The following is a 25,267-nucleotide window of genomic DNA, read 5'->3' on the forward strand; positions in this document are numbered from 1 at the left end:
GACCGATCCTCCTAGCCGCCGCAGCCGCCGACGGTGACCTTCACTTCCTTGATCGCGCTGTAGAGTTTGCCGTCAGCCTCGACGATGGCGACCAGTTTGGTGGTCTTGGCCATTTTCAGCCGGTTGGCGACGCCCGGAATGGTGCCGTCGGCGATCTTGTAGGATGCTGCGAGCGCGTACGGGTTCTCGGTCACGAAGAACGAGATCGAGCTCACCTTGTCGAGCGTCGTCGTCACCGACACCGGCACCACGCCGCCGTTCTCGGCGATCTCGGGCGCATCCAGCTTGACCTTGTCGGAGGGCTCGGCGGTCTTGCCATAGAGCGCCTTGATCGCGTCGGCCTCGTTCTTCTGCTTGAAGGCCTCTTCCGGATATTTGTCGTTGGCCGCGGCGCGCGCGGGCGCCGCCGCGAACGGCAGATTGCCAAGGCCGAGCAGGGCGACAGAGGCCGCGCCCTGAAGGATCAGGCGCCTTGTCGCAAGCGGGCCGGTGGTCGTGGTCATTTCAAGTCTCCTGGGCAGCCTGCCGTTACAGGGTCTGCAGAAAATCAACGATCGCGCTGATCTCCTGTTCGGTCAAAATCCGGTTCCGGCCGAACGGCGGCATCATGGTCTGCGGATTGCGCTTGGTCTCGTCGAAGATGATCGCCACCAGCTCGTTGCGATCGGGGTATTTGGCTTTGAGGTCCTTCAGTTCCGGCCCGATTGTTCCCGGCAGGTCGCCGCCCTTGATGACGTGGCAGGTCAGGCAATTGCCCTTGCCGCGATCGAAAGCGAGCTTCCGGCCGTCGGCGACAGCGGATTGTGCCCGCGCCGGAGCCACAGCCGCGCCGGTGGAGAGGACCAGCGCCGCCAGGACGGCGAGCTTGCAAGGAAAGGCGGTCAAGGCATCGTCCCAAGCGTTATGTCGATGATCTCGTTTGCGGAAATATAAGCGTTCCAAAGCACAAAGGGCATCGTCTGACAATCAAGACTATGCACGCGGCAAAATGGAGTTAATATCCTGCGCATTGCAACCGATGAGATGGTTTGTTCATCTAAAAGGTCGGCACTAGCAAATTATTCTAGGGCGTTTGGCCCTTACGGCCGTCTTTGCTGTTTCACATTCATTGGGGACTGACTTGGCTGAATATGTCGTCGAATTTGGCAGGGATGGCGGACGGGTCGAGCCGGATGGGCGGCTCGATGCACCCGCGTTCCATCGCAACCATGTGCCGATCTGGGCGGCGCTGGAAAAGCACCTCACTGGCCTGACCGGCAACGTGGTCGAGCTCGGCAGCGGAACCGGCCAGCACGTGGTCCATTTCGCCCGCCACACGCCCGGCCTGATCTGGTGGCCGAGCGACCTCAACCAGCGCCACCTCAAGAGCATCGAAGCCTGGCGCGTCCATACGGGCCTCGCAAACATCCGCAGCCCCCTGCGGATCGATCTCACCGATCCCGACTGGTGTCCGGAGATGAAAAGCGGACAGGCGCCGACGAGCCTTGCGGCGGTGTTCTGCGCCAATGTCATCCACATCGCGCCCTGGGCCGTGGCCGAGGGCCTGTTCGCCGGCGCCGGCCGCTACTTACGCCCCGACGGCAAGCTGTTCCTCTATGGCCCGTTCAAGCGCGACGGCAAGCACACCGCGCTCAGCAATGCGGTGTTCGACACCTCTCTGCGTGAAGGCAATCCCGACTGGGGTGTGCGCGACATCAGCGATGTCGAGACGCTCGCGAAGGCCGCGGGTCTTCGCCTCGTCGAGACGATCGACATGCCCGCGAACAATCTGACGCTGGTGTTTGAGCGGTAAGCCGCGCTGACGGTGCGCTCCCTCTCCCGCTTGCGGGGGAGGGTTGGGGTGGGGGTATCTCCGCAACGGGACATCCTCCAGAGGAGAAAGCCCTCACCCGCCGCGCTCTTCGAGCGCGTCGGCCTCTCCCGCAAGCGGGAGAGGCAAGGACCGCCCGTGGCTATCACCTTGCAAGACGCCTCACGCCTCCCCATCCCTCCACCCGATTTTCTCCTTCAAGAACCGGAAGCCGAGCACCTCGAAGCCGGCTCGCTCCTTGTTGTCCTTGCCATAGCCGTGGCCGCCGGCTTCCGGCTCGTAGAACCAGGCCTCGTAGCCCATGGCCTGCAGCTTGGCCGTCATCTTGCGGGCGTGGCCCGGATGGACGCGGTCGTCGCGCCGCGTGGTGGCGATCAGGATCGGCGGATAGGTCTGGCCAGCCTTCACGTTGTGATAGGCCGAGTAGGTTTGCAACCACTCCCATTCTTCGGCCTTGTCGGGATCGCCATATTCCGCGATCCAGCTCGCGCCCGCGAGCAGCTTCGTGTAGCGGCGCATGTCGATCAGCGGGATGGTGCAGAACAGCGCGCCGAAACGCTCGGGGTAGCGCACCAGCATGTTGGTGATGAGGATGCCGCCGTTCGAGCCGCCTTGTGCCGCAATGCGCTTCGGCTGCGTCACGCCGCGGCGGACGAGATCGGCCGCAACCGCGGCGAAATCATCGTGCGAGAGTTTCTTGCCGGCGAGCCGGCCGGCATCGTGCCAGCGCGTGCCGAACTCGCCGCCGCCGCGCAGATTCGCCTGCACAATGGTGCCGCCGCGCTCCAGCCAGAGCTTGCCGAGCGAGGCGTTGTAGTACGGCTTCACCGAATGGGCGAAGCCGCCATAGGCGCTCATATAGACCGGCGCATCGCCGGTCTCGCCTACCGGACCTGTCTGCACATAGGGAATGCGCTCGCCGTCAACAGAGACCGCCTCGTGCTGGGTCACCACAAGGCCGTCGGCGGTGAACGTCTTCGGCGCTTGTTTCAGGACGATCGGGCCGGCGACGCCGCGCTCCATCAAGAGCAGCGAGGGCGGGGTGAGCGGATCCTGCACATTGGCGAGCAGATCGCCGTTGCTCTCGCTGGGATGACGATCGAGCGGCCAGACGTCGACGACGCCGATCTCAGGCAGGCCGGGAAGCGTCTCGCGGCTCCAGCCGGCGGCCGACGGCGTGTAGATCTCGAAGCGTGGGCGCAGCTCGTCGAGGATCGACAGCACGAGCTTGCCCGCCGCCCAGAACAGGCCTTGCAAAGCGCGCCGCGGCGCCGGCTCGAACAGCACCGCAAAATCGCGGCTGCCGTTCAGGAATGCCGACAGTGAGATGCCGAGCACGGTGTCGGTGGCGTAGGTCCGTCCGCCGGCCGTCCAGTCCTTGCGCAGCTTCATCGCGAACCAGTCGCCATGGGCCTGCAACCAGATCCCGGTCGGCAGGTCGAGCTTCGTCATGCGACCGGCCGCATCGCGCAGCCAGACCGCGTGATTGAAGAAGTCGATCTGCTCGACGATCCAGACCCGCGGCTCAGGTCCGGTGTCGTCGGCGCCGCCATAGATCATCATGCGATCGGCGGTGGTCTCGATGATCACCTCGGCCTGATCGACCGGCTGGCCGCGCCGCCACAGGCGAACCGTCCGCGAGTATCCGGAGTCCGTCACCATGCCCTCGCCATGCGCGCTCGACAGCAGCAGCGTGTCGGCATCAAGCCAGTCCGCGCCGCCCTTGGCTTCCGGCAGTGTAAAGCCGTCCGCCACGAAGCTCTTCGTGACGAGGTCGAATTCCCGCAACGTCACGGCGTCGCTGCCGCCGCGCGACAGGCTCAAAATGGCGCGCGAGCTTCCCGGCGTCGTGGCGATCCCGCTCAGCAGCCAATCCTCGCCTTCGCGCGCTGCGAGCTTGTCGATATCCAGCATGGTCTCCCACGCGGGAGCAGCTTTGCGAAACTCCGTCAGCGTGGTCCGCCGCCACAGGCCGCGCGGGTTGGCGGCGTCCTTCCAGAGATTGTGCAGGTCGCTGCCGCGCCGACTGACATAGGGAATGTTGTCGGGGCGATCGTAGATCGCTGCGAGGATGTCGCGGTCGTGCTCGAAGACCTTGCCGCCGAACGCCTGCAGCGTCAGGCTGTTCTGCCGCTCGACGAAATCGAGCGCCTGCGTGCCCTCGATCTCCTCCAGCCACAGCCAGGGATCGTCGTCGGGAGCGCTGAGCGTGGGCCTGTCGTCGACGGTCATGAACGAAACTCCGAAAAATAGCGGCGGATAGGATTTGATCGAGCGCAAGCCGTCAAGCGCGCGGCCCGCTATCATCGCATCGATTGCGTCAGAGGCATGGCCTGCGCCCGTTTGCGCCGGTTGCCCGGCCACGCGCGTCCCTCCATAGTGCCGGGAATCAACAAGCCCTTGAGCCCGTTCGGGCAGAAAAAGCCGATGCTTGACGTGACTTCTGCCCATGAGATCGCCGACGACGCCCGCGTGCGCGCCAATGTGGTGCGCCTGGCCGCAGCCCAGGCGCTGACCGGCGCGAACTCGGCCGTGATCTTCGCCACCGGCGCCATCGTCGGCGCCACGCTCGCGCCCGACATGTCGTTCGCGACCGTGCCGATCTCGATGTATGTGGTCGGACTTGCCGCCGGCACGCTGCCGACCGGCGCGATCTCGCGCCGCTTCGGCCGCCGCGTGGCCTTCGTCATCGGCACGGGCCTCGGCACGCTCACCGGCGTGCTCGGCTCGGTCGCGATCCTGCACGGTTCGTTCGCGCTGTTCTGCATCGCGACCTTCCTCGGCGGCCTCTATGGCTCCGTGGCGCAGTCCTATCGCTTCGCCGCTGCCGACGGCGCCAGCGCGGCCTACCGGCCCAAGGCGGTGTCCTGGGTGATGGCCGGCGGCGTGTTCGCCGGCGTGCTCGGTCCGCAGCTCGTGCAATGGACCATGGACGTCTGGCAGCCTTATCTGTTCGCTTTCAGCTTCCTGGTGCAGGCCGCGGTGGCGCTGATCGCGATGGGCATCGTCGCCGGCGTCGACATGCCCAAGCCCGCGCCGGCCGATTTGCACGGCGGCCGGCCACTGCGCGCGATCGTGACCCAGCCGCGCTTCATCGCGGCGGCGCTGTGCGGCGTCATCTCCTATCCCATGATGAACCTCGTCATGACCTCGGCGCCGCTCGCCATGAAGATGTGCGGTCTGTCCGTTTCCGATTCCAATTTCGGCATTCAATGGCACATCGTCGCGATGTACGGGCCGAGCTTCTTCACCGGCACGCTGATCGCCCGCTTCGGCGCACCGAAGGTCGTGGCCGCCGGCCTGCTGCTGGAAGCCGGCGCCGCCGGCATCGGCCTCTCCGGTCTCACCGCGATGCACTTCTGGGCCACGCTGATCGTGCTCGGTGTCGGCTGGAATTTCTCCTTCATCGGTGCGTCCGCGCTGGTGCTGGAGACGCACCGGCCGCAGGAGCGTAACAAGGTGCAGGCCTTCAACGATTTCCTGGTGTTCGGCATGATGGCGATCGGCTCGTTCTCCTCCGGGCAATTGCTTGCCAGTTACGGCTGGTCGGCGGTGAACCTGGTGGTGTTCCCGCCGGTGGTGCTAGGCCTTGCCGTGCTCTCGCTGGTCTCCTGGGCCCGCCGCCGCAAGGCGCGGCTGGAGGCGGCGATGGGCGAGTTCCCGGACGCGATCTGACTGGCAGGAGATTGTCAGCAGCGTTGATACTTCGATCCAGGTCGAAATGATTTTAAGGCGAGGGCTATTTAGATGTCGTCATGGCCGGGCCTGCCCCGGCCATCCACGTCTTAGGTGCTGGGATCGAACAACGTGGATGCCCGGGCATGACGGAGTAAGCGGCGATGCTCGACAATCCCCAAGCCCCAGCGATCGATGAATCCTCCCTTCGTTACGAAGGCTGGCGCATCGTCGCGGTCTGCTTCCTGCTCGCGACCTTCGGCTGGGGGCTCGGCTTCTACGGCCAGAGCGTCTATGTCGCCGAGCTGCAGCGCGCGCGGGGCTGGCCGACCACGCTGATCTCATCGGGCACCACGTTCTTCTATCTGTTCGGCGCGCTGCTCGTCGTGTTCGTCGGCGAAGCCGTGAGGAGATACGGCCCGCGCCTCTGCCTGATCGCCGGCACGCTGGCGATGGCGGCAGCTAGCGTTGCGATCGGCGCGGTGCGCGAGCCCTGGCAGCTTTATCTCGCCGACGCCGTGCTCGCCTTCGGCTGGGCCGGCACGAGCCTCGCCATGATCACCAACACGATCAGCCTGTGGTTCGACCACAAGCGCGGCATGGCGATCAGCCTGGCGCTGAACGGCGCCAGCTTCGGCGGCATCGTCGGCGTGCCGCTGCTGGTGACGTTGATCGGCCATGTCGGCTTCGCCAGCGCGATGTACGCCGCCGCCGGCGCCATGCTGGTGCTGCTGCTGCCGGTGATCCTTCTTGTCGTCGGCCGGCCGCCCGATCACCATGGCTGGCACGCGGCGGCGAAGGCGAAGCCGCAATCATCGACGCAGATTCGCGCATGGGCGCTACGCGACGTCGGCTTCCTCACGGTGACGATTGCGTTTGCGCTGGTGCTGTTCGCGCAGGTCGGCTTCATCGTGCATCTGATCTCGTTCCTCGACCCCGTGATCGGCCGCGAGCGCGCCGCGGTCGCCGTCGCGGTGCTGACTGCGATGGCGGTGGTCGGCCGCGTGCTGTTCTCCCTGGTGATCGATCGTCTCAACCAGCGGCTGGCCTCCGCGCTGTCGTTCCTCAGCCAGGCCGCGGCGCTTCTGGTCGTCATCAACCTGCACAACGACTACGTGCTGATCGCGGCCTGCGCGGTGTTCGGCTTCTCCGTCGGCAACCTGATCACGCTGCCATCGCTGATCGTGCAGCAGGAGTTCGATTCGGCCTCGTTCGGCGTGCTGATCAGCCTCAACACCGCGATCAACCAGGTGACCTACGCGTTTGGTCCGGGCGTGGTCGGCTTTCTGCGCGATTGGTCCGGCGGTTATTCGCTGCCGTTCTATCTCTGCATCGCGCTGGAGTTGGCTGCGGCCGCGCTGATCATGGTAAGATTAGCGAAGCGTAATCCGCCAACTTCACTCCGCATTCGCTGAGACATGGTGGGTTACGGCTTCGCCTAACCCACCCTACGGCATCACGTTTGCCGCTCCCTCAGCAGCCCCTCCACATCCAGCCGCTTCGTGAACATCGCGAGCTTGCCATCCGGCCCGAACGGCCATTGCTCCCTCGGCTTGTCCCAATACAGCTCGACGCCATTCTCGTCCGGATCGCGCAGATACAGCGCCTCGCTGACGCCGTGGTCGCTGGCGCCGTCCAGCGCAATGCCGGCCGAGCGCACGCGGTGCAGCGCATCGGCGAGCGCGGCGCGCGTCGGATAGAGGATGGCGGTGTGATAGAGCCCGGTGGTGCCCGGCGGCGGCGGCGAGCCGCCCTTGCTTTCCCAGGTGTTGAGCCCGATGTGGTGATGATAGCCGCCGGCCGAGATGAAGGCCGCGCCCGAGCCCATGCGCTGCATCAGCTCGAAGCCGAGCACGCCGCAATAGAAACCGAGCGCACGATCGAGATCGGCGACCTTGAGGTGAACGTGGCCGATCCTTGTGCCGGCGGCGACAGCTGGGCTTTGCGACATGGGACTGCTCCGTTGAAAGCATGCACATAGGGCGGGCTCCGGGGCGGTGCTACGGCCCTTCCCGAAACCCAGCGTTTCCTGATGCGCAATTGCGCATCAGGATCGGAAACTAAGCCAGTTCCGGCACCTCGCCCTCCGGCAGGCCGAACTCGAACGTGTTCAGCGTCATCGACACCATCGCGTAATAGCCGCACAGCCCGATCACCTCGACCACGCCGCGCTCACCGAGAAGCTTCACCGCCTCATCATAGAGGCGCTTCTCGACGCCGTGGCCCTCGTGCAGCGATTTCGCCATATCGTAGATCATCCGGCCCTTGGGATCGTCGAACTCGGGCGTGCGGCGGTCGCGGATCGCCTCGATGATCTTGGGATCCATGCCGCCGGCGAGCGCCAGGCGCTTATGCGCATACCATTCGTAATGCGCGGTCCAGTGCCGCGCCGTCACCAGGATCGCGATCTCCGAGAGCTTTGCCGGGAATATCGTGTCATAGCGCAGCACCTCGCCGAGCCGCGTGGCGTGACGGGCCATGTCGGGGCTGTTGAGCCAGGCCATCATCGGCGCGGGCGGCTTGCCGCGCTTGCCGGCAATCGACTCGTCATAGGTCTGCCGCTGGCTCTCGTTCATTTCGCCAGGCGAAAGAAGTTTCAGGCGCATCGTCGTTTCCTCTTTGTTTTCAGGCACCGTCTTGGTCGTGACTATAGCGGAATGCGGGTCGCGGAAGTGGTTGAATTCCGCGGGAGCTTGGCCCAGAGTCGCGCCCAACAAGTCGATTGATTGATGGAAACGACCAATGACTGACTCCAAAACCAGCGAATCTGAAAACGCCGATCTCGAATCATTCCGCAACGAGACGCGCGCCTGGCTGGAAGCCAATTGCCCGCCGGAGATGCGCAAGCCCGCGACGTCGGATGCCGACGTGTTCTGGGGCGGGCGCAATGCAAAATTCTCGTCCGAGCCGCAGCGCATCTGGTTCGAGCGCATGCGCGACAAGGGCTGGACCGTGCCTGACTGGCCGAAGGAGTATGGCGGCGGGGGTTTGAGCGCCGCCGAGCACAAGGTGCTGCGCGCCGAGATGGGAAAAATCGGCGCGCGTCCGCCGCTGTCGAGCTTCGGCATCTGGATGCTCGGGCCGGCGCTGCTGAAATACGGCAATGATTCCCAGAAGAAGGAGCACCTGCCGAAGATCGCGGCGGGCGAGATCCGCTGGTGCCAGGGCTATTCCGAGCCGAACGCCGGCTCCGACCTTGCTTCGCTGCAGACCCGCGCCGAGAGCGATGGCGACGATTTCGTCATCACGGGTTCGAAGATCTGGACCTCCTACGCCAACTATGCCGACTGGATCTTCTGCCTCGTGCGTACCGATCCCGCCGCCAAGAAGCATGACGGCATCAGCTTCATCCTGTTCGACATGACCTCGAAGGGAGTGACGACCAAGCCGATCCTGCTGATCTCCGGCTATTCGCCGTTCTGCGAGACCTTCTTCGACGGCGTCCGCGTGCCGAAATCGCATGTGGTCGGCACTGTCAACCGCGGCTGGGACGTCGCGAAATACCTGCTGCAGCATGAGCGCGCGATGATCTCGGGCATGGGCGAGCGCGGCGTCGGCCGTCCGCTCGGCCAGATCGCGGCAGACTCCGTCGGCACCGATGCGCAGGGGCGGCTCGATGATTCCATGCTGCGCGGCAAGATAGCGACGTTCGACGTCGATGAAGCCGCACTTGCGGCCTGCGCCGAGCGCGCGGTCGATCTCGCCAAGGCGGGACAGGCGCATCCGGCGTTCTCGTCGGCGATGAAATATTACGGCACCGAACTCAACAAGCGCCGCTACGAGATCCTGATGTCGGCCGGCGGCGTCGATGCGCTGGAATGGGAGAGCGAGCGCTCCAAGCAGGGCGCCCGCCCGCGCGCCTGGCTGCGCACCAAGGCCAATTCGATCGAGGGCGGCACGACCGAGGTGATGCTCGGCATCGTCGCCAAGCGCATCCTGGATTTGCCCGGGGCGTAACTCCACCGTCGTTCCGGGCGGTCCGTAGGACCGGGCTCGCGCTATCGCACGCCCCGGAATGACACCAACAGATTTGCAAGACTTAGAGACTCAAGCACATGGCCCTCGTCCTCACCGAAGAACAATCAATGCTCCGCGATAGCGCGCGCGGGCTGATCAGCGACAAGGCGCCGGTGTCGCACCTGCGCCATTTGCGCGACAGCAAAGACCCCACCGGCTTCTCCAAGGAATTTTGGCATTCCTTCGCCGAGATGGGCTTTGCCGGCCTTTTGGTGCCGGAAGAATTCGGCGGCAGCGGGCTCGGCTATGTCGAGGCCGGTGTCGTGATGGAGGAGATCGGCCGCACCTTGATGCCGTCGCCCTTCCTCGCCACCAGCGTGGTTGCGGCCTCGGCGCTGAACCGCGGCGGCAATGCTGCGCAGAAGTCGGAATATCTGCCGAAGATCGCGAGCGGTTCGCTGCTCGCGACGCTCGCGATCGACGAAGGCGCGAAGCATCGCCCGCTCCAGACCAATCTGCAGGCCGTGCGCGCGGGCAACGGCTTCAAGCTCTCGGGCGCCAAGGCGCTGGTCGTCGATGGCCACGTTGCTGATTTGCTCATCGTCGCCGCGCGCACGGCCGGTTCCGCCGGCGAGCGCGAAGGCTTGACGCTGTTCCTGGTCAATCCCAAAGCCAAGGGCGTTGCGATCGAGCGCACCATCATGGTCGACGCGCACAACGCGGCGCGGATCGAGCTCACCAATGTCGAGGTCAATGCCGACAGCGTGCTCGGCGAGGTCGATCAGGGCGCCGCGCTGCTCGACGGCGTGCTCGACATCGGCCGCGGCGCGGTCGCCGCCGAAATGGTCGGCCTCAGCGAAGAGGTCTTCAACCGTACCGTCGAATACCTCAAGAACAGAAAGCAGTTCGGCAAGCTGATCGGCGAATTCCAGGCGCTGCAGCATCGCGCCGCCGAGCTCTATGTCGACATCGAGATCACCCGCGCCGCCACGATGAAGGCGCTGCAGGCGCTGGATACCGATGTTGCCAAAGCCGCGTCAGCCGTCGCCGTGGCAAAGGCGCGCGCCGGCACCACCGCCACCCGCGCGGTGCAGGAGGGCGTGCAGATGCATGGCGGCATGGGCATGACCGACCAGTTCGACATCGGCTTCTTCATGAAGCGCGCGCGGGTGTGCGAGGAATTGTTCGGCGACGCCAATTACCACGCCGAGCAGCTGGCGCGGGCGCGGGGGTATTGAGGCGGTAGACGTGAGACGCGAGCGCGCGCCTCACCCCTGGTGTCGTCCCGGCGAACGCCGGGACCCATAACCCCAGGGAGTAGTTTGGCGAAGGCTCGTAGTTAAAGAGCCTTCCCCCGGTACTGTCACCTGTGCTTATCGATAGATCACGCGGTATGGGTCCCGGCGTTCGCCGGGACGACACGCGTGAGGCCTACCGCATCGGCGGCGCGTACTGCACGCCACCCGCGTTCCACAGCTGGTTCATGCCGCGCGGGATCTTCAGCTTCGACTTCTCGCCGATGTTGCGCTCGTACATCTCGCCGTAATTGCCGACGTGGCGGATGATGCGAACGGCCCAGTCCTTGGTGAGGCCGAGCTGCTCGCCGTAATTGCCTTCGGTGCCGACGAGCCGCATCACTTCCGGCTTCTTCGACTTCAGCGCCTCGTCGATGTTCTCCGAGGTGACGCCGAGCTCTTCGGCGTTGATCATCGCATAGAGCGTCCACTTCACGATCATCATCCAGTCGTCGTCGCGCTGGCGCACCACGGGGGCGAGCGGCTCCTTGGAGATCATGTCCGGCAGGATCATGTGGTCGCCGGGCTTCGCCAGGTTGATCCGCAGCGCGTAGAGTTGGGAGACGTCGGCGGAGAGCGTGTCGCACTTGCCGGTGTCGTAGGCCTTCACGACCTCGTCGAGCTTGTCGAACTTCACCTCGTCATACTTCATGTTGTTGGCACGGAAGTAATCGGTGACGTTGAGTGCCGTCGTGGTGCCGGCCTGGACGCAGACCTTGCTGCCGGTCAGGTCAAGCGAGGTCTCCTTGTTGCGCGAACGCGGCAGCATGAAGCCCGCGCCGTCGTAATAGGCGACCGCGGGGAAATAGAGGTCGTAGTCGAGCTCGCGCGCCATGCTCCAGGTCGAGTTACGCGAGAGGATGTCCACCTTCCGGCTCTGCAATTCCTTGAAGCGCTCGCCGGCATCGAGCGGGATGAACTTCGCCTTGCCCGGATCGTTGAAGATCGCCGCCGCCACCGCGCGGCAGAAATCGACGTCGAAGCCGGTCCAGTTCTTGTTGTCCTCGGAGTACGAGAAGCCCGGCAGGCCCTTGTTGACGCCGCACAGCACCTCGCCGCGGCGCACGGTGCGCTTCAGCGTACGGGTGTCGTAGAACTCGTAGATGATGGCCAGAACGGCGACCAGCACGGCGACCGCGAGCCCGATCAGCAGGCCGCCTCGAAAAGTGCGCATCATGTTGCTCTCTCGAAAAATCGGGAAAAGGAATCAGGAGGGAAGGCGACGAGCATGGTCCGGAGGACCATGCCCGGATCAAAAAACTCAGAGCTCGGGCTTCTGCCGGATCACCACTTTGGTGCCGACGGGGACGCGCTCATAGAGATCGGCGACGTCGTTGTTGACGAGACGGAAGCAGCCCGAGGACACCTTGGTGCCGATCGTGTCGGGGCGGTTGGTGCCATGGATGCGATAGACCGTGGTGCCGAGATACATGGCGCGGGCCCCGAGCGGATTGCCGGGGCCGCCGGCCATGAAGCGCGGCAGATAGGGCTGACGCTGGATCATCTCCGGCGGCGGCGTCCAGTCCGGCCACTCCTTCTTGTTGGTGATGGTCACGAGGCCTTGCCACTGGAAGCCGTCGCGGCCGACGCCGATGCCGTAGCGGATCGCCCGCCCGCCCGGCTGCACCAGATAGAGGTGCCGTTCGGCGGTCGAGACGATGATGGTGCCCGGTGCTTCGGTGGTGCGGAAGTAGACGACCTGCTTCTGCCATTCCGGTTCGAGCTGGTAGCCGTCGTCGGCGACCAGACCCGGCTCGTCGCCGCGATCAGGCTGCTGCGCGATGGCATGTGGTGCGGACAGGATCAGGCCGATCGCGGCCACGAACATCCCGGTCAGGCGACGAAAATCCGTCATTTCAAGCTCTCCCCACTGCCACGGCGCAAATCATTCGGAACCATCAAACCTGAGGGGCATGTTCATGGCAAGTTGATGGCGCGCCGCCCTGATATGTCACGAGAATGCTTTGGTTTTTTGACGCCCGCCTGGCAATGCCACAAACAGGGGATGGCGCGAAAAGCCTAGGATGCTGCGGCTGGGCGGGATGCGCTCCCTCCCCCGCTTGCGGGGGAGGGCTGGGGAGAGGGTGTTTCCGCGATGGGACAGTCCCCAAGAGGAAAGAACCCTCACCCGCGCCTTCGGCGCGCCTCTCCCGCAAGCGGGAGAGGCGCAGACCGAGTTCGCGGAAAGACCACCTCCGACGATGAGCGCTGTGCGCCAATCAGATCTTGTTGCTCTCCGGCGCGATCCCGAGCCGCCTTACAATCTCCGTCCCCACCGCGCGCGCCTCCACCCGCGAGCCGATCCGCGGGCTGCGAAACCGTCGTCCCGAGTGCAGGCGGATCGTGACAATGCAGTGCTCGTCCTCGGACCGGCCGCGGCGCTCGACGGTGATCGTCTTCACGTCGCGCCCCTCGATCTGGTCGGCGCGCGGCGTGCCGTCGCCCCACAGGCGTTCGACGCGGATGTCGTCCTCGCGGATGATCCAGAACGCGCCGGTGACGAGGTTGGCATAGCGATGCACGGCGAACGCCGCGATCACGCCAAGCGGAAGCAGCAGGATATCGACATGGGTGGGCGGCCATCCGCGCCACAACTTGTAGGCATAGGGCAGGGCGGACAATGCGACGGCGATCAGGGACACGATGCGGATGTCCCGCGCGGAAAATGCCTCGAGCGGCTCGCCGAGATGCATCTCGGGATTGCTGGCATCGAGCGGGTTGACGGGCTCCTCGACATTGGGAACCTCGAACTGCGTCGCGATCCGGGCCACGGTATCGCGAACATGGGTGACGTCGGAGATCGGCGGGGACGTCAGTCGCTCTCCCGAACTCAGCGTGAAGACGAGCTGAAAGCGGGCCTTCACCCGCTTGCTGCCGGGAACCTGCAGCCTCGTGATGACGTCCTTTGCGACGATGCGCGTACGCAGCTTTCCGAACGGGCTTTGCCGCCCGATCAGGATCTCGCCAGGCGTGATGATCCACACCACCGCCGGCGCCATCATGATGCCGACGACGAACCCGGCTCCCACCAGCAGCGCCGCCACCGATATGACGATTTCCAGCGTGTCGTGCGTGAACAGGCCCGGCGTGAAGCAAAGCGCGACGGCGGCCGCAAAGCCGGACATCACCAGCCGCTGCGCGATCGAGGCGCCTTCACGAAGGCGGATGTCGTTATTGGGGGGCGTGTCGTCCATTGCGGGCGGCTGATTGCGTTGCCGCGAAACTCCACGGACGGGTCCATGGAGTCAAGCAACAAGGGCGACAGTTGAAACCCGCCGCACCATGCCCGTGCCGCATCAGTTGCTGGCGTTCAGCAGCCGCGCCACGGTGCGGTCGATCTCGTCGTAGCGGCCCTCGCCGGCGTGCTGGAACACGATCTTGCCGCTCTGGTCGATGATGTACTGCGCCGGCCAATATTGGTTGCGGTAGGCGTTCCAGGTCTTCGAATCGTTATCCTGCGCCACCGGATAGGTGATGCCGTGGCGCTTCAGCGCGGCCTGCACGTTCGAGGCCGAGCGCTCGAACGGGAATTCCGGCGTGTGCACGCCGACCACGACCAGGCCCTTGTCCCTGTATTTGGCGTAGAGTTCGGTGACGTGCGGCAGCGTGTTGACGCAGTTGACGCAGCCATAGGTCCAGAAATCGACCAGCACGACCTTGCCGCGCAGTTCGGCCATGCTCAGTGGTTTCGAGTTAAACCAATTGTTGATGCCGGCGAAGTCGGGCGCGGTCTGCTGGCCTGCGGCGGCGGTGACGATTGGCGCGGCGCGCGCGGCCTCCTCGCAGATGCCGGGGATGACAGCGCCGGTAACGGTGAAGCCGATCAGGGCGGCGGAGACGGCAAGCAGCTTGAAAGTCATGGAAGCGTCCTCCGGTGAAGATGAGGGATGATCACAGGCCGATCTGGCCGGTGGGATAGAAGCCGGTGAGCCACGCCACGATCAGCGTGTCGTATTGGAAATAGGCGGCGACCGCGAAGCCGATCACGACGATGCCAAAGCCCTGCTGCAGCCGCGGCGAGATCCGCGCCAGGCTGCGCACGCGTGTGGTCGCGGCCTGCCCGCCATAGGCGATCCCAAGCATCGGGATCGCGGCGCCGATCGCATAGGCGATCAGCAGCGTGCCGGCCCAGCTGAGGTTCTTCGAGGTCGCAACCAGCGTCAGGATCGAGCCGAGCACAGGGCCGGCGCACGGCGTCCAGACCAGGCCCAGTGTGGTGCCGAGGATGAGCCCGCCGAGCGCGCCTTCGCGTTGTATGCCGCTCGAGCCGCCGAGATCGAGCCAGCCGTTGAGCCGGCTCGACAGCCATTCGAACGGCGCCGGCCACAGCATCAATAGGCCAAAGCCGAGCAGCAGGATCGCGGCGGCTTCGCGCAGCACGTTCGGATCGAAATCGAACAGGCGGGTGATTGCGCCGAGCAGCAGCGCGGTTGCAGAGAAGGAAAGCACGAAGCCGAGCGCGATCATCGCCGGACGCAGATGCCCCGCGCGCCCGATCGAGGCGCCAAGCAGGATCGGCAGCATCGGCAGCGTGCAGGGCGCGGCGATGGTGAGGATGCCGGCAAGGACGGCGAAGACAAGTTCGAGCATGGGGCACTCGTGAAGGAGGTCACGAGGGCAGTTCGGGGTGGGGTCGCCGGTCGTTACAGAGCGTCACGGCTTCGTGACGGGGAGCTGCCAATCGCACGGCCGGTGCGCTCCCTCTCCCGCTTGCGGGGGAGGGCTGGGGTAGGGGTCTCTCCGCGACGGGACATTCCCCCAGAGGAAAGAACCCTCACCCGCCGCGCGCGGGACGATGCTTCGCATCGCCCGGGGCGCGTCGGCCTCTCCCGCAAGCGGGAGAGGCGGGAGCCCGCGGCGGCCACTTCAAGCCCAAACACAAAACGACCCGGAGGGGGGCATCCCGTCCGGGTCGCTGGAAGTCTTGGGAGGTTTAACGAAACCGTATGTGAGCTTTATAGGGGGGAAGTTTTTCCGCCTGATGTTGTGCTTTGTTTCAATTGTTTCGTGGGCGGTAACACTTCCGTGTTCCGGGAGAGGGCCAGATCGGCGGCCCTATCCCTTTGAATTCACTGAGCTCAGGCGGCGAAGCGCTCGACGCCGCAGCCCTTAAGCAATTCCGCCAGCTGCTTGCGGGCGTAGAACATCCGCGTCTTCACGGTGCTCTGGGGGATGCCGATGATCTGGCCGACCTCCTCCACCGACTTCTCGTGGTAGTAGACGAGGGTGATGATCTCGCGATGCGCGGGCGATAGCTTCTGCACGCAGGCGCGCAGGATGGCGCTGGTGTCGCTGCGGTCGAGCGAGGTCTCCGGCGTATCGGAATCGTCGGGGATCTGGCGGACGTCCTCCTGATCGATGTCCTCGAAGCGGCGCTGGCGCATCGCAGTCAGCGCCTTGAAGCGGGCGATCGACAGCAGCCAGGTCGAAACCTGGGAGCGACCCTGGAACTGGCCGGCGGTCCGCCACACGTCCAGGAACACCTGGCTGACGAGGTCTTCCGCCGCGGTGGCGTCACGCACGATGCGCAGGATGAAGCGGTACACCCGCACGCTGTGCCGGCAATAAAGGATATGCATCGACGTCCGGTTGCCGTCGGCAATGCTCTCGAGAAGCATGTCGTCCGAAGTCGCCTGAGCGGCGATGATGCTCTGGCTGGCCTGGGCGTTGATGGCGATGACATTCCGCATTGACTGGGCTCCCCGTAGCGCCGCGACCGAGCGGCGTTTCCTTGGACCAAAGTGTTAATGAGCCAACGTTTCGGGACGTCTGCACGAAAAGCGGAAAATGGTTTCGTGCGCCGCCAAATTGTTTCATCGGAAAGGCGGCGACGAAACATTCGCGGCAAAAAATCGTGGAATTTCAATGTACGGGAAATACGGGGGTAGGGGTTTGACGTCGCGCTGAGCCGGCGGGAACGTATTTCGGGGGATTGCGTTCAGTCGCGCGGCACACACTGCTGTCGTCCAAGGGACAGAGGAGCCGGAGAGGTGGTCTCGTCGGGTGGGCAAAGGCGCCCTTGCGCCGTGCCCACGATCTTTCCGATAGGGCGACAGACGCGTGGGCACGCTTCGCTTTGCCCACCCTACGGCACCTGGCGTGCCGCGCTGTTTACGCCTTCTCGCCCGCCGGCGAGAAAAGGTAGCCGCCGCCGCGGATGGTGCGGATCACGGCGGGTTTTGCCGGATCGGGCTCGATCTTGCGGCGGATGCGCATGATGCGGAGATCAACGGCGCGGTCGAAGGCTTCGGCGTCGCGCGCGTTGGCGAGTTCGAGCAGGCGCTCGCGCGACAGCACGCGCTTCGGATTGGCCGCGAACACTTTGAGCAGCCCGAACTCGGAGGCGGTCAGCGGATGTTCGTTGCCCTCGTCGTCGCGCAAGGCCTGGGCTTCGAGGTCGAGCCACTTTGTCCCGAACCGTACCAATTGCTCCTTGTCGGATTTCGCCGCCGCGGCATCGGGCGCTGCGGCCTTGGCCGGCCCGCTCCTGCGCAGCACCGAGCGGATGCGCGCCATCAGCTCGCGCAGCTCGCAGGGTTTTGCCACGTAATCGTCGGCGCCGAGCTCGAGGCCCACTACGCGGTCGATCGGGCTCGCGGTTGCCGTCAGCATGATGACGGGCACGTTGATGCGGCTCTTGAGGTCGCGGATGATCGAGAGGCCGTCTTCCTCGGGCATGTTGAGATCGAGCACGACCAGATCGGGCATGCTGCCCTGGATCGCGGCGCGCAAGGACTTGCCGCCGTCGCACAGCGTCACGGTGAAGCCGTGCATCTTGAGATAATCGCCGACCATCTCCCGGGCCGGGGCTTCATCGTCGACGATCATGATGTGCTGGCTTTGGGTCATGGTCTTGAGATCACGGCATTTCGGTCGCGGGAAGGGTGATGGTGAAGGTCGAGCCCTTGCCGGGCCCTTCGCTGTCGGCGGTCACCTCGCCGCCATGCATGTCGACAATACGCTTGACGATGGAGAGCCCAAGTCCCGTCGAGCTCTCGCCGGCGGTCGGTTTGGCCGACAGCCGCTGGAACCGGCCGAACAGGCGGCCGAGATCTTCCGGTGACAGGCCGGCGCCCTCGTCGCTGACGCGGACGACGGTGTCGCTGCCCTCGTGGCTGACGACCACGTCGATCCTGCCGCCGATCGGTGAGTATTTGATGGCGTTGCTGATGAGATTGTCGATCGCCTCGCGGATGCGGTCGGTGTCGCACATGGTGACGATGTTGGCCGGCGCGGCGACATTGATCGCCTGCTGCTTGTTGACGGCGAGCGGCTGGTTGGCCTCGGCGACCTCCTTGACCAGGGCGGCGACATCGACCGGCTCGCGGCGGATGGTGATGTCGAAGGCGTCGGCCATCGCGTCCGAGATCAGATGGTCGACCATCGTGGTCAGCCGCTTGGTGGCGTCGCGGATGTGGTCGACCTGGGCGACCACGCCGTTTTCCGAGGCGCCGGTCGAGATCAGCTCCTTCAGCATCTCGGTGCGGCCGAGGATGACGCCGAGCGGATTCTTCAGATCGTGCGCGACCGTGCCCAAAATCTCGTTCTTGAAGCCGTTGGCGCGCTGCAGCCGCAGCCATTGCGCGGAGAGGCGGCGGTTGGCCTGCATCAGGGCGCGGGTGCGCTGGGCGACGCGGTCCTCCAGCTGGGTGTTGGCGGCCTGGAGCTGCTGGTAGAGGATGACGTTGTCGAAGGCGATCGAGAGCCTCGAGGAGAAGATCTCGACCAGCGAGCGGTCGGTCTCGGACAGTTCGCGCTCGGCCTGCAGCAGCACCACGACCTCGCGGCCGGATCCGGTGCGCAAATAGATCACGCTGCGGTGGTCGGCGAATTCGTTCTTGCGGCGCTGGAACGCGGCCTCCACCATCTCGCGCAGTTCGGGATCGAGCGCCTTCGACGTCGTGGTGCCGATGAAACGGCTGTAGCAGCCGCTGCCGGCGAGCACCGAGAGTTCGGGGTCGAGGCCGCCATTGTCGCGCAAGACCAGTATACCGGCGCAATCGACGTTGAGCAGCGAGGCGAGCTGGGTCAGCACGCCCTCGGCGAGCCGCTGCATCGACTTGAAGTCGTACAGCGTCGAGGCCGCGTCGATGATGATCTCGAGCCCGCGCCTTGTCTGCACCATGCGCTCGAGCTGCTGATAGGAGCGCAGCGCCGCGGTCAGCGAGGTGAACAGCTTGTCGGCGGTGAGCTCGGTCTTGGCCTTGTAGTCGTTGATGTCGTACTGCACGATCACGCGGCGCTCCGGCGCCTGGCCGGGCTGGCCGGTGCGCAGGATGATGCGCACGGTCTCGTTCTTGAGTTCGTTGCGAATGTATTCGACCAGCTCGAGGCCGGCGACGTCGGTCTCCATGATGACGTCGAGCAGCACCGCGGCGATGTCGTTGTGCGCGGCCATCAGCTTGCGGCCTTCGGCCGCGGAATGCGCCGAGAGGATCTCCAGGCTCTGGCCGTTCAGGCTGTAATCCGAGAGAGCAAAACGGGTGCCGTCATGCACGGCCGGATCGTCGTCGATGACGGCGATCTTCCACTTCCGGGCGTTGGCATCCTCCGACGCGGTACCGGTATCGTCGATCAGGTGGAGGACATCGTCCTGTTCGGCCATTGAGAAGTCCCGTCACTTTCTGTGCTTTGCGCGCCGCCCTTGGCGACCCGGGGCATGATAATGCGAAAAGTGGTGCCTTGTCCCAGCTTGGATTCCAGCATCATGCGCCCGCCGAGCTGCTGGGTGACGAGGTTATAGACGATATGAAGCCCGAGTCCCGTGCCGCCTTCATTGCGCCGGGTGGTAAAGAAAGGGTCAAAGGCCTGCCGCTGCACGTCGGAGGTCATGCCGGCCCCGTCATCGGTGAAGATGAGCTCGACGTCCTCAGTCCCGCGCGGCCGCGCCTGGATGATGATCGTGCCGGCGCGCCCGTCGGCGAAGGCGTGGTTGGCGGCGTTGAGGAAGAGGTTGGTCAGGATCTGGCCATAGGAGCCGGGATAGCCGTCGAGCAGCAGCCCCTCGGGCACGTCCACCTGGAGCGTGATCGGCGAGCGCTTCAGCACCGGGCGCAGGCTGGCGATGATCTGGTCGGTGGCCTCGCTGAGCGAGAATTGCCGCCGCTCGGCATGGGAGCGGTCGACCGCGACCTGCTTGAACGACTGGATCAGCTCCCCGGCGCGCTGGAGATTGGCGACCAGCTGCTGCGAGGCGTCGCGCGAGGACTGCACGAATTCCTCCAGCTGTGAGCGGCGTAGTCCGCCGTCGCCCTTGAGCTGGGCCTCGAAGATCTCGCTGCGCCGGGCAAAGCTCGAAGCGACGGTGAGGCTGATGCCGATCGGGTTGTTGACCTCGTGCGCGACGCCGGCGACGAGACCGCCGAGCGCCGCCAGCCGTTCGGCATCGATCAAATTCTGCTGTGCGGTATTGAGCTCGAGCAGCGCGCTCTCGGCCTTCTCCTTGGACGCGCGCAGCTCGTCCTCGGTCTCGCGCTTGGCGATCGCGTTCTCGCGGAACACCTCCACCGCGCGCGCCATGGCGCCGACCTCGTCGCGGGCCTTGGTGCCCTGCACCTCGCGGTCGAGATCGCCGAGCGTGATCGCACGCATCGCCGCCATGATCTGCTGCAGCGGCAGCCGGATCGACAGCGCGATCATCACGCCGGCGGTGAGGATGATGCCGAGGAAGATCACCGCAATGGAAAGGACACGGCGGGAAATATCCGCCAGCGTGCGGTCAAATGTCTCCTGCGCCTTCTGCTCGCGCTTGCGCATCTTGGTGGAGAGGTCGTCGATGGCGCCGATCGCCTCGGCCTGGCTGGCGTCGATGGTGTTGCGGAGCAGCTCGGTGCGGCTGGCAAGCTGCTCGGAGAGCTTTGCAAAGCCCTCGCGCAGTGCGGCGGTGCGGGCCCCGAGCCTTCGCAAGGCCATCTTCTGCAGGTCGTTGTCGGCGAGATCGATCATCACGGGGATGGTCTTCTCGATCGTCTCGGTGTTGCGGCGCGCGTCGTCGGCCGCGCCCGATGACAGCGACAGATAATAGGAATTGGCCGCCACCAGCATTGCGGTGAAGGCCTCGCGGGATTTGCCGAGCGAGGGCCAGATCAGCGCGTCGCGATGGCCGGTGGCGCCTTCGATGATGGAATAGAGGCCGGCCATGTCCCTGGCCGGGCCCTGCACCTGATCCTCATAGGTCTTGGCGATGGTGGCCTGCACGCTGCGCAGTTCGCCGAAACCGTTGAGGAAGCGGTCGGTGGTGCGCTCCAGCTCCTCGACCGAGCCCGACAGCATCGGGTCCTTGGCGGCGCGGTTGGTCAGCGTGCCCAACACCGCCTCGCGCAACAGCAGGATCTCGGCGAACAGGTCCGGGCTCGGCTGGTTGATGTAGCGGTGGATCAAATTGTGCAGGCGCCCGGTCTCGCTTTCGAGCAGCGCCAGGATCCGGTCGGATTCGCGCACCTGGCGCACGTCGCCCCAGGCCGAGCCCAGCACCTGCGCGCCGTTCCAGATCATCCCCACCAGCACCACCACCACGGCGGAGTTCAGCGCGGCGATCGACAGGATGCGCCAGCGGATCGGCACCGCGCGCAGCACGCCGACCAGCCGTGCGCGCAGCCGTCCGATCGGGCCGGACGGCCGGTCTGGGTGCTCGGTATGTCCAAGTGCAGCCAACGCGGCTCACTCCACCTTGCGAATACGTTCGATCAGCGCGGCCGCGGCGGGATCGCGCCCGGCCTTGGCGTAGATCGGGGCCATCGCGTCCTCGAACGGCTTGCGGTCGATCTCCCTGATGATGGTGACGCCGGCTTCCTGCGCCTTGCGCTGCGACTGCTCCTCGAGGTCGCGCCATTTCTCGCGCATGAACCGGCTGGAGCGCTGCGCGGCCTCCCGGAAGATTTTCTGGTCGTCCGGCGACAGGCTCTGCCAGGCCTTCAGCGAGATCACCAGCACTTCGGGGCTCATCGTATGCTCGGTGAGCGTATAATGGCCGGCGTGCGTGTAATGGTCCGTCGTCACGAAAGATGGCCAGTTGTTCTCGGCGCCGTCGATCAGATGGTTGGCGAGCCCGGTGAGCACCTGCCCATAGGGCATCTCGACCGGCTCGGCGCCGAGCGAGCGGATCATCTGGCTCATCAACTCCGACTGCTGCACCCGGATCCGCAATCCCTTGAGATCCGCGATGGTCTTCACCGGGCGGGCACCGTTGTAGATCGACCGCGCCCCGGAATCGTAGAAGGCGAGCCCGACGAAGCCATAGGGCTCGAAGCTAGCAAGGATCTCGCTGCCGATCGGCCCGTCCAGCACCTTCTGCATGTGCTCGATGGACCGGAACAGGAACGGCATGGCGAGCACGTTCATCGCCGGAACGAAATTGCCGATCAGCGCCACGTTGGTCCGGTTGAGGTCGATCGCGCCGGCCCGGGTCTGCTCGATGGTCTCCTTTTCCTCGCCGAGCTGGCGGGAGTGGAACACCTTGATCTCGTGGCGGCCGCCGCTGCGCTCGGCGATCAGCGCGCCCATGTAGCGCAGCGCCTGGACGGTCGGGTAATCCTCGGTCTGGGTATCGGCGGCGCGAAATTCGCGTGCGACGGCGCCCGTCGCACAGACGGCAAGCAGAAGCGCGACGACGATCACTCCGGTCCGCGAGAGTTCGGCACGGCTCAACACTGGCACACTCAACCCCTCAGTGGTGGAGTCTATGGCGGGGGCAAAAGGTTCAATGCAATCTAGCAGATGGTCGGGGGAAGGCCATCCCGCCCGGCGCGGCCGTGTAATTGTGCGGCGCGGCCGGCGCTCATTCCCGGTTGAAACCGCAAATGCCGCGCCTTAAGCAGGGCAGCCGCCTTTGTCGCGCGGCATGGGAAGAGCCATCGTGACTTCAGCATTGCGCCTTTTGCAGCTCGTCGCCGCCTTGGCGGCTCTCTCATTGGCCGCGCCCGTGCGCGCCGCCACCGACATCGCGTGGTGGCACGCCATGTCCGGCGAGCTTGGGCGGCAATTGGAAAAGCTCGCCTCGGACTTCAACGCCTCGCAGTCCGATTACCGCATCGTGCCCGCTTACAAGGGCAACTACACCGAGACGGTGACGGCGGCGATCTTCGCCTTCCGCTCGCGCAGCCAGCCCGCCATCGTCCAGGTCAACGAGGTCGCCACCGCGACCATGACCGCGGCCAAGGGTGCGATCTATCCGGTGTTCAGCCTGATGCGGGACCAGGGCGAGCCGTTCTCGCTCAATGACTACCTGCCCGCCGTCTCCGGCTACTACACCGATGCGGCCGGCAATTTGTTGTCGTTCCCGTTCAACTCCTCGACGCCGATCCTCTACTACAACAAGACCATGTTCCGCGACGCCGGCCTCGATCCGGAGACGCCGCCGAAAACCTGGCCGGAATTGGGCGCCGCCGCAAAGCGCCTGCGCGACCGTGGCGCTGCGTGCGGCTTCACCACGTCATGGCCGTCCTGGATCCATGTCGAGAATCTCTCCGCTTTCCATAATTTGCCGCTGGCGACGCGCGGGAACGGCTTTGCCGGGCTCGATGCCGAGCTGACCATCAACAATCCGGTCGTGGTCAAGCACATCGCCCAGCTCGCCGAATGGCAAAAGACAAAACTGTTCGACTATGGCGGCCGCGGCCAAGCGGCCGAGCCGCGCTTCCAGAGCGGCGAATGCGGCATCTTTATCGGCTCCTCGGCGACGCGCGCCGACATCAGAGCGAATTCGAAATTCGAGATCGGCTACGGCATGATGCCGTATTGGCCCGACGTGAAGGGCGCGCCGCAGAATTCGATCATCGGCGGCGCCACGCTCTGGGTGCTGCGCGATCGGCCGCGCGAGGAATACAAGGGCGTGGCGCGGTTCTTCGCCTATCTGTCTCAGCCCGGTGTGCAGGCCGCCTGGCACCAGAACACGGGTTACCTGCCGATCACCCGCGCCGCTTCCGAGCTGACGCGCGCGCAAGGTTTTTACGAGCGCAATCCGGGCTCGGCGATCTCGTTCGAGGAGATCACGCTCAATCCGCCGACGGAGAATTCGAAGGGTATCCGGCTCGGCTCCTTCGTCCTGATCCGCGGCACAATCGAGGACGAGCTGGAGCAGGCCTTTGCCGGCCAGAAAAGCGCGCAATCCGCGCTGGATTCCGCCGTCGAGCGCGGCAACAAGCTGCTCCGCCAGTTCGAGCGCGCGAGTCCTGAGCGGTAAGGTGGCTGCGATTGAACACCGCTGTGACCTCGAGTGAGGTGCGCCCCCTCTCCCGCTTGCGGGGGAGGGTTGGGGTGGGGGTGTCTCCGCAACGGGACAATCCCCTGGAGGAAAGTGCTCCCACCCGGCGCGGGACGATGCTTCGCATCGCCCGGAACGCGCCGACTTCCCCCGCAAGCGGGAGTGCACCGTCTTCTTGGCTCGCACTGAACCAACAAGAAGCACCTGAATGACGATCGCTCCATCGCAAACACTGCCGGCCTTCACCGACGCGGAAAGCTTCCGCGCCTTTCGCTCCGCTTCCCCGCAATGGCTTCCGATCGCGCTCGACATTGCGCGCAGCCATGATCTCGATACCAGCGCGCCGCATGTGTTCGCGACCGGCACCAACCTCGTCGTCGGCCTCGGCGAGGGGCCGATCCTCAAAATCTTCCCGCCGATGCTGCACGCGCAATTCGTCTCCGAGCGCGGCTCGCTGATGCAGCTCAAGGGCCATCTCGATCTGCCGATCCCCGAGATCGTCGCCGAAGGAACGCGCGACGGCTGGCCCTATCTCGTCATCACGCGGCTATCAGGCACGCTCGGCTCGGAGGTGTGGCCGCACCTGGCGGAAGCGCAGAAGGAACGCCTGCTGCGCCAGATCGGCGAGACCATCGCCAGCGTCCAGCGCGCCCCGCTCGGGCCGCTGGCGCGAATCGAGCCGCGCTGGGACGATTTCATGCGTGCCCAGATGCAGGGCTGCAGGGCCCGGCACACCCGTCTCGGCCTTGCGCCGAAATTTCTTGCCGGCCTCGATGATCTCCTGCGCGATGCGGAAGAGTTGATTCCGATGGATGCGCCGCCGGTCTTTCTGGTCGGCGAATACATTCCGGAGAACTTCCTGCTCGCGTGCGATGACGGTCAGTGGTCGCTCAACGGCCTGTTCGACTTCGGCGACGTGCTGGCGGGATGGCGCGATTACGACCTGCTCGGCCCCGGCGCATTCATGGCGGCGGGCCGGCCGGGGAGGGTGAAGAGTCTGCTCGAAGGCTTTGGCTATGCGAAGCTCGACTACACGCTGAAGCGCCGGCTGATGGCCCTGATGCTGCTGCACCGCGCCAGCGACCTCAACAGCCACATCTGCATCGAGGGCTGGCAGGAGCAGGCGGAGGATCTGGTCGAATTGCAGGAGCTGATCTGGGCGGGGTGAGCGCCGGCCCAGCATCTCTCCGTCATTTCGGGGCGCCGCGGAGCGGCGAGCCCGGAATCCATGATCCTGTGCGTGCTGCCGCCCGATGGATTCCGGGCTCGATGCTGCGCATCGCCCCGGAATGGCAGCCGTGCTTATTGGGCGGGCGCCAATAAAATTAA

22 protein-coding genes are annotated in these 25,267 nt (G+C 65.2%); 7 read left to right on the top strand and 15 right to left on the bottom strand.

Annotated elements, in window-relative coordinates:
* Positions 1-11: 11 nt before the first annotated feature.
* Both soxY and soxX read right to left on the bottom strand, forming a co-directional pair.
* Entirely contained in the window at positions 12-503 is a 492-nt protein-coding gene (gene soxY, locus RAD04_RS27285) for a thiosulfate oxidation carrier protein SoxY (protein ID WP_461626261.1), read from the bottom strand.
* Positions 504-528: 25 nt separating this feature from the next.
* Positions 529-855, bottom strand: coding sequence for a sulfur oxidation c-type cytochrome SoxX (soxX, locus tag RAD04_RS27290; RefSeq protein WP_461626334.1), 327 nt, complete (start codon positions 853-855; stop codon positions 529-531).
* 265 nt (positions 856-1,120) lie between these two features.
* On the opposite strand from soxX, the gene RAD04_RS27295 reads away from it, so the two are divergent.
* Positions 1,121-1,792, top strand: coding sequence for a DUF938 domain-containing protein (locus tag RAD04_RS27295; RefSeq protein ID WP_461626262.1), 672 nt, complete (start codon positions 1,121-1,123; stop codon positions 1,790-1,792).
* Between the two features lie 180 nt (positions 1,793-1,972).
* On the opposite strand, the gene RAD04_RS27300 is transcribed toward RAD04_RS27295, so the two are convergent.
* Positions 1,973-4,042: a prolyl oligopeptidase family serine peptidase gene (locus tag RAD04_RS27300; RefSeq protein ID WP_461626263.1), complete on the bottom strand. Its 2,070-nt coding sequence runs from the start codon at positions 4,040-4,042 to the stop codon at positions 1,973-1,975.
* Between the two features lie 195 nt (positions 4,043-4,237).
* Here RAD04_RS27300 and RAD04_RS27305 point away from each other — a divergent pair, with 195 nt between their 5' ends.
* On the top strand, positions 4,238-5,485 hold the full coding sequence (locus RAD04_RS27305) for an MFS transporter (protein WP_461616165.1): 1,248 nt from the start codon (positions 4,238-4,240) through the stop codon (positions 5,483-5,485).
* A 164-nt stretch (positions 5,486-5,649) separates the two neighbouring features.
* Positions 5,650-6,900 carry an MFS transporter gene (locus RAD04_RS27310; protein WP_461626264.1) on the top strand — a complete coding sequence of 417 codons (1,251 nt, stop codon included), beginning with the start codon at positions 5,650-5,652 and terminating at the stop codon, positions 6,898-6,900.
* 41 nt (positions 6,901-6,941) lie between these two features.
* Here the strand turns inward: RAD04_RS27310 and RAD04_RS27315 are convergent, their stop codons facing one another.
* Both RAD04_RS27315 and RAD04_RS27320 read right to left on the bottom strand, forming a co-directional pair.
* On the bottom strand, positions 6,942-7,436 hold the full coding sequence (locus RAD04_RS27315) for a VOC family protein (protein WP_461626265.1): 495 nt from the start codon (positions 7,434-7,436) through the stop codon (positions 6,942-6,944).
* Positions 7,437-7,545: 109 nt separating this feature from the next.
* Positions 7,546-8,091 carry a carboxymuconolactone decarboxylase family protein gene (locus tag RAD04_RS27320; protein ID WP_461626266.1) on the bottom strand — a complete coding sequence of 182 codons (546 nt, stop codon included), beginning with the start codon at positions 8,089-8,091 and terminating at the stop codon, positions 7,546-7,548.
* Between the two features lie 136 nt (positions 8,092-8,227).
* Between RAD04_RS27320 and RAD04_RS27325 the strand changes: the two genes are divergently transcribed.
* A complete protein-coding gene (locus RAD04_RS27325; protein ID WP_461626267.1) occupies positions 8,228-9,442 on the top strand; it encodes an acyl-CoA dehydrogenase family protein in 1,215 nt (404 codons plus the stop codon).
* 98 nt (positions 9,443-9,540) lie between these two features.
* Positions 9,541-10,680: an acyl-CoA dehydrogenase family protein gene (locus tag RAD04_RS27330; protein WP_461626268.1), complete on the top strand. Its 1,140-nt coding sequence runs from the start codon at positions 9,541-9,543 to the stop codon at positions 10,678-10,680.
* Positions 10,681-10,873: 193 nt separating this feature from the next.
* Here RAD04_RS27330 and RAD04_RS27335 read toward each other — a convergent pair whose 3' ends face one another.
* The 10 genes from RAD04_RS27335 to RAD04_RS27380 all read right to left on the bottom strand — a co-directional run bounded on the left by RAD04_RS27335 (position 10,874) and on the right by RAD04_RS27380 (position 22,392).
* Positions 10,874-11,911 (bottom strand): amino acid ABC transporter substrate-binding protein, encoded by a 1,038-nt coding sequence (locus RAD04_RS27335; RefSeq protein WP_092251959.1) that lies wholly within the window; start codon positions 11,909-11,911, stop codon positions 10,874-10,876.
* Between the two features lie 87 nt (positions 11,912-11,998).
* A complete protein-coding gene (locus tag RAD04_RS27340) occupies positions 11,999-12,592 on the bottom strand; it encodes a L,D-transpeptidase (RefSeq protein WP_461626269.1) in 594 nt (197 codons plus the stop codon).
* A 364-nt stretch (positions 12,593-12,956) separates the two neighbouring features.
* Entirely contained in the window at positions 12,957-13,931 is a 975-nt protein-coding gene (locus RAD04_RS27345; protein ID WP_461626270.1) for a hypothetical protein, read from the bottom strand.
* Positions 13,932-14,033: 102 nt separating this feature from the next.
* Positions 14,034-14,597, bottom strand: coding sequence for a thioredoxin family protein (locus RAD04_RS27350; protein ID WP_461626271.1), 564 nt, complete (start codon positions 14,595-14,597; stop codon positions 14,034-14,036).
* A gap of 31 nt (positions 14,598-14,628) precedes the next feature.
* Positions 14,629-15,327: a cytochrome c biogenesis CcdA family protein gene (locus RAD04_RS27355; RefSeq protein ID WP_461626272.1), complete on the bottom strand. Its 699-nt coding sequence runs from the start codon at positions 15,325-15,327 to the stop codon at positions 14,629-14,631.
* A gap of 488 nt (positions 15,328-15,815) precedes the next feature.
* The gene (locus RAD04_RS27360; RefSeq protein ID WP_018316842.1) at positions 15,816-16,427 is read right to left on the bottom strand and encodes a sigma-70 family RNA polymerase sigma factor; all 612 of its coding nucleotides are present in this window, start codon (positions 16,425-16,427) and stop codon (positions 15,816-15,818) included.
* A gap of 421 nt (positions 16,428-16,848) precedes the next feature.
* On the bottom strand, positions 16,849-17,586 hold the full coding sequence (locus RAD04_RS27365; protein ID WP_018316843.1) for a response regulator: 738 nt from the start codon (positions 17,584-17,586) through the stop codon (positions 16,849-16,851).
* 10 nt (positions 17,587-17,596) lie between these two features.
* Positions 17,597-19,342, bottom strand: coding sequence for an ATP-binding response regulator (locus RAD04_RS27370; protein WP_461626273.1), 1,746 nt, complete (start codon positions 19,340-19,342; stop codon positions 17,597-17,599).
* Positions 19,312-21,390 (bottom strand): sensor histidine kinase, encoded by a 2,079-nt coding sequence (locus RAD04_RS27375; protein ID WP_461626274.1) that lies wholly within the window; start codon positions 21,388-21,390, stop codon positions 19,312-19,314. The genes RAD04_RS27370 and RAD04_RS27375 overlap by 31 nt, the downstream gene beginning before the upstream one ends.
* A 6-nt stretch (positions 21,391-21,396) precedes the next feature.
* Positions 21,397-22,392: a TRAP transporter substrate-binding protein gene (locus RAD04_RS27380; protein WP_461626275.1), complete on the bottom strand. Its 996-nt coding sequence runs from the start codon at positions 22,390-22,392 to the stop codon at positions 21,397-21,399.
* Positions 22,393-22,576: 184 nt separating this feature from the next.
* On the opposite strand from RAD04_RS27380, the gene ugpB reads away from it, so the two are divergent.
* Positions 22,577-23,917 carry a sn-glycerol-3-phosphate ABC transporter substrate-binding protein UgpB gene (ugpB, locus tag RAD04_RS27385; protein ID WP_461626276.1) on the top strand — a complete coding sequence of 447 codons (1,341 nt, stop codon included), beginning with the start codon at positions 22,577-22,579 and terminating at the stop codon, positions 23,915-23,917.
* A 229-nt stretch (positions 23,918-24,146) separates the two neighbouring features.
* Positions 24,147-25,106 carry an aminoglycoside phosphotransferase family protein gene (locus RAD04_RS27390; protein ID WP_461626277.1) on the top strand — a complete coding sequence of 320 codons (960 nt, stop codon included), beginning with the start codon at positions 24,147-24,149 and terminating at the stop codon, positions 25,104-25,106.
* The last annotated feature ends 161 nt before the right edge of the window (positions 25,107-25,267 follow it).

Source organism: Bradyrhizobium sp. 25ACV, assembly GCF_054863005.1.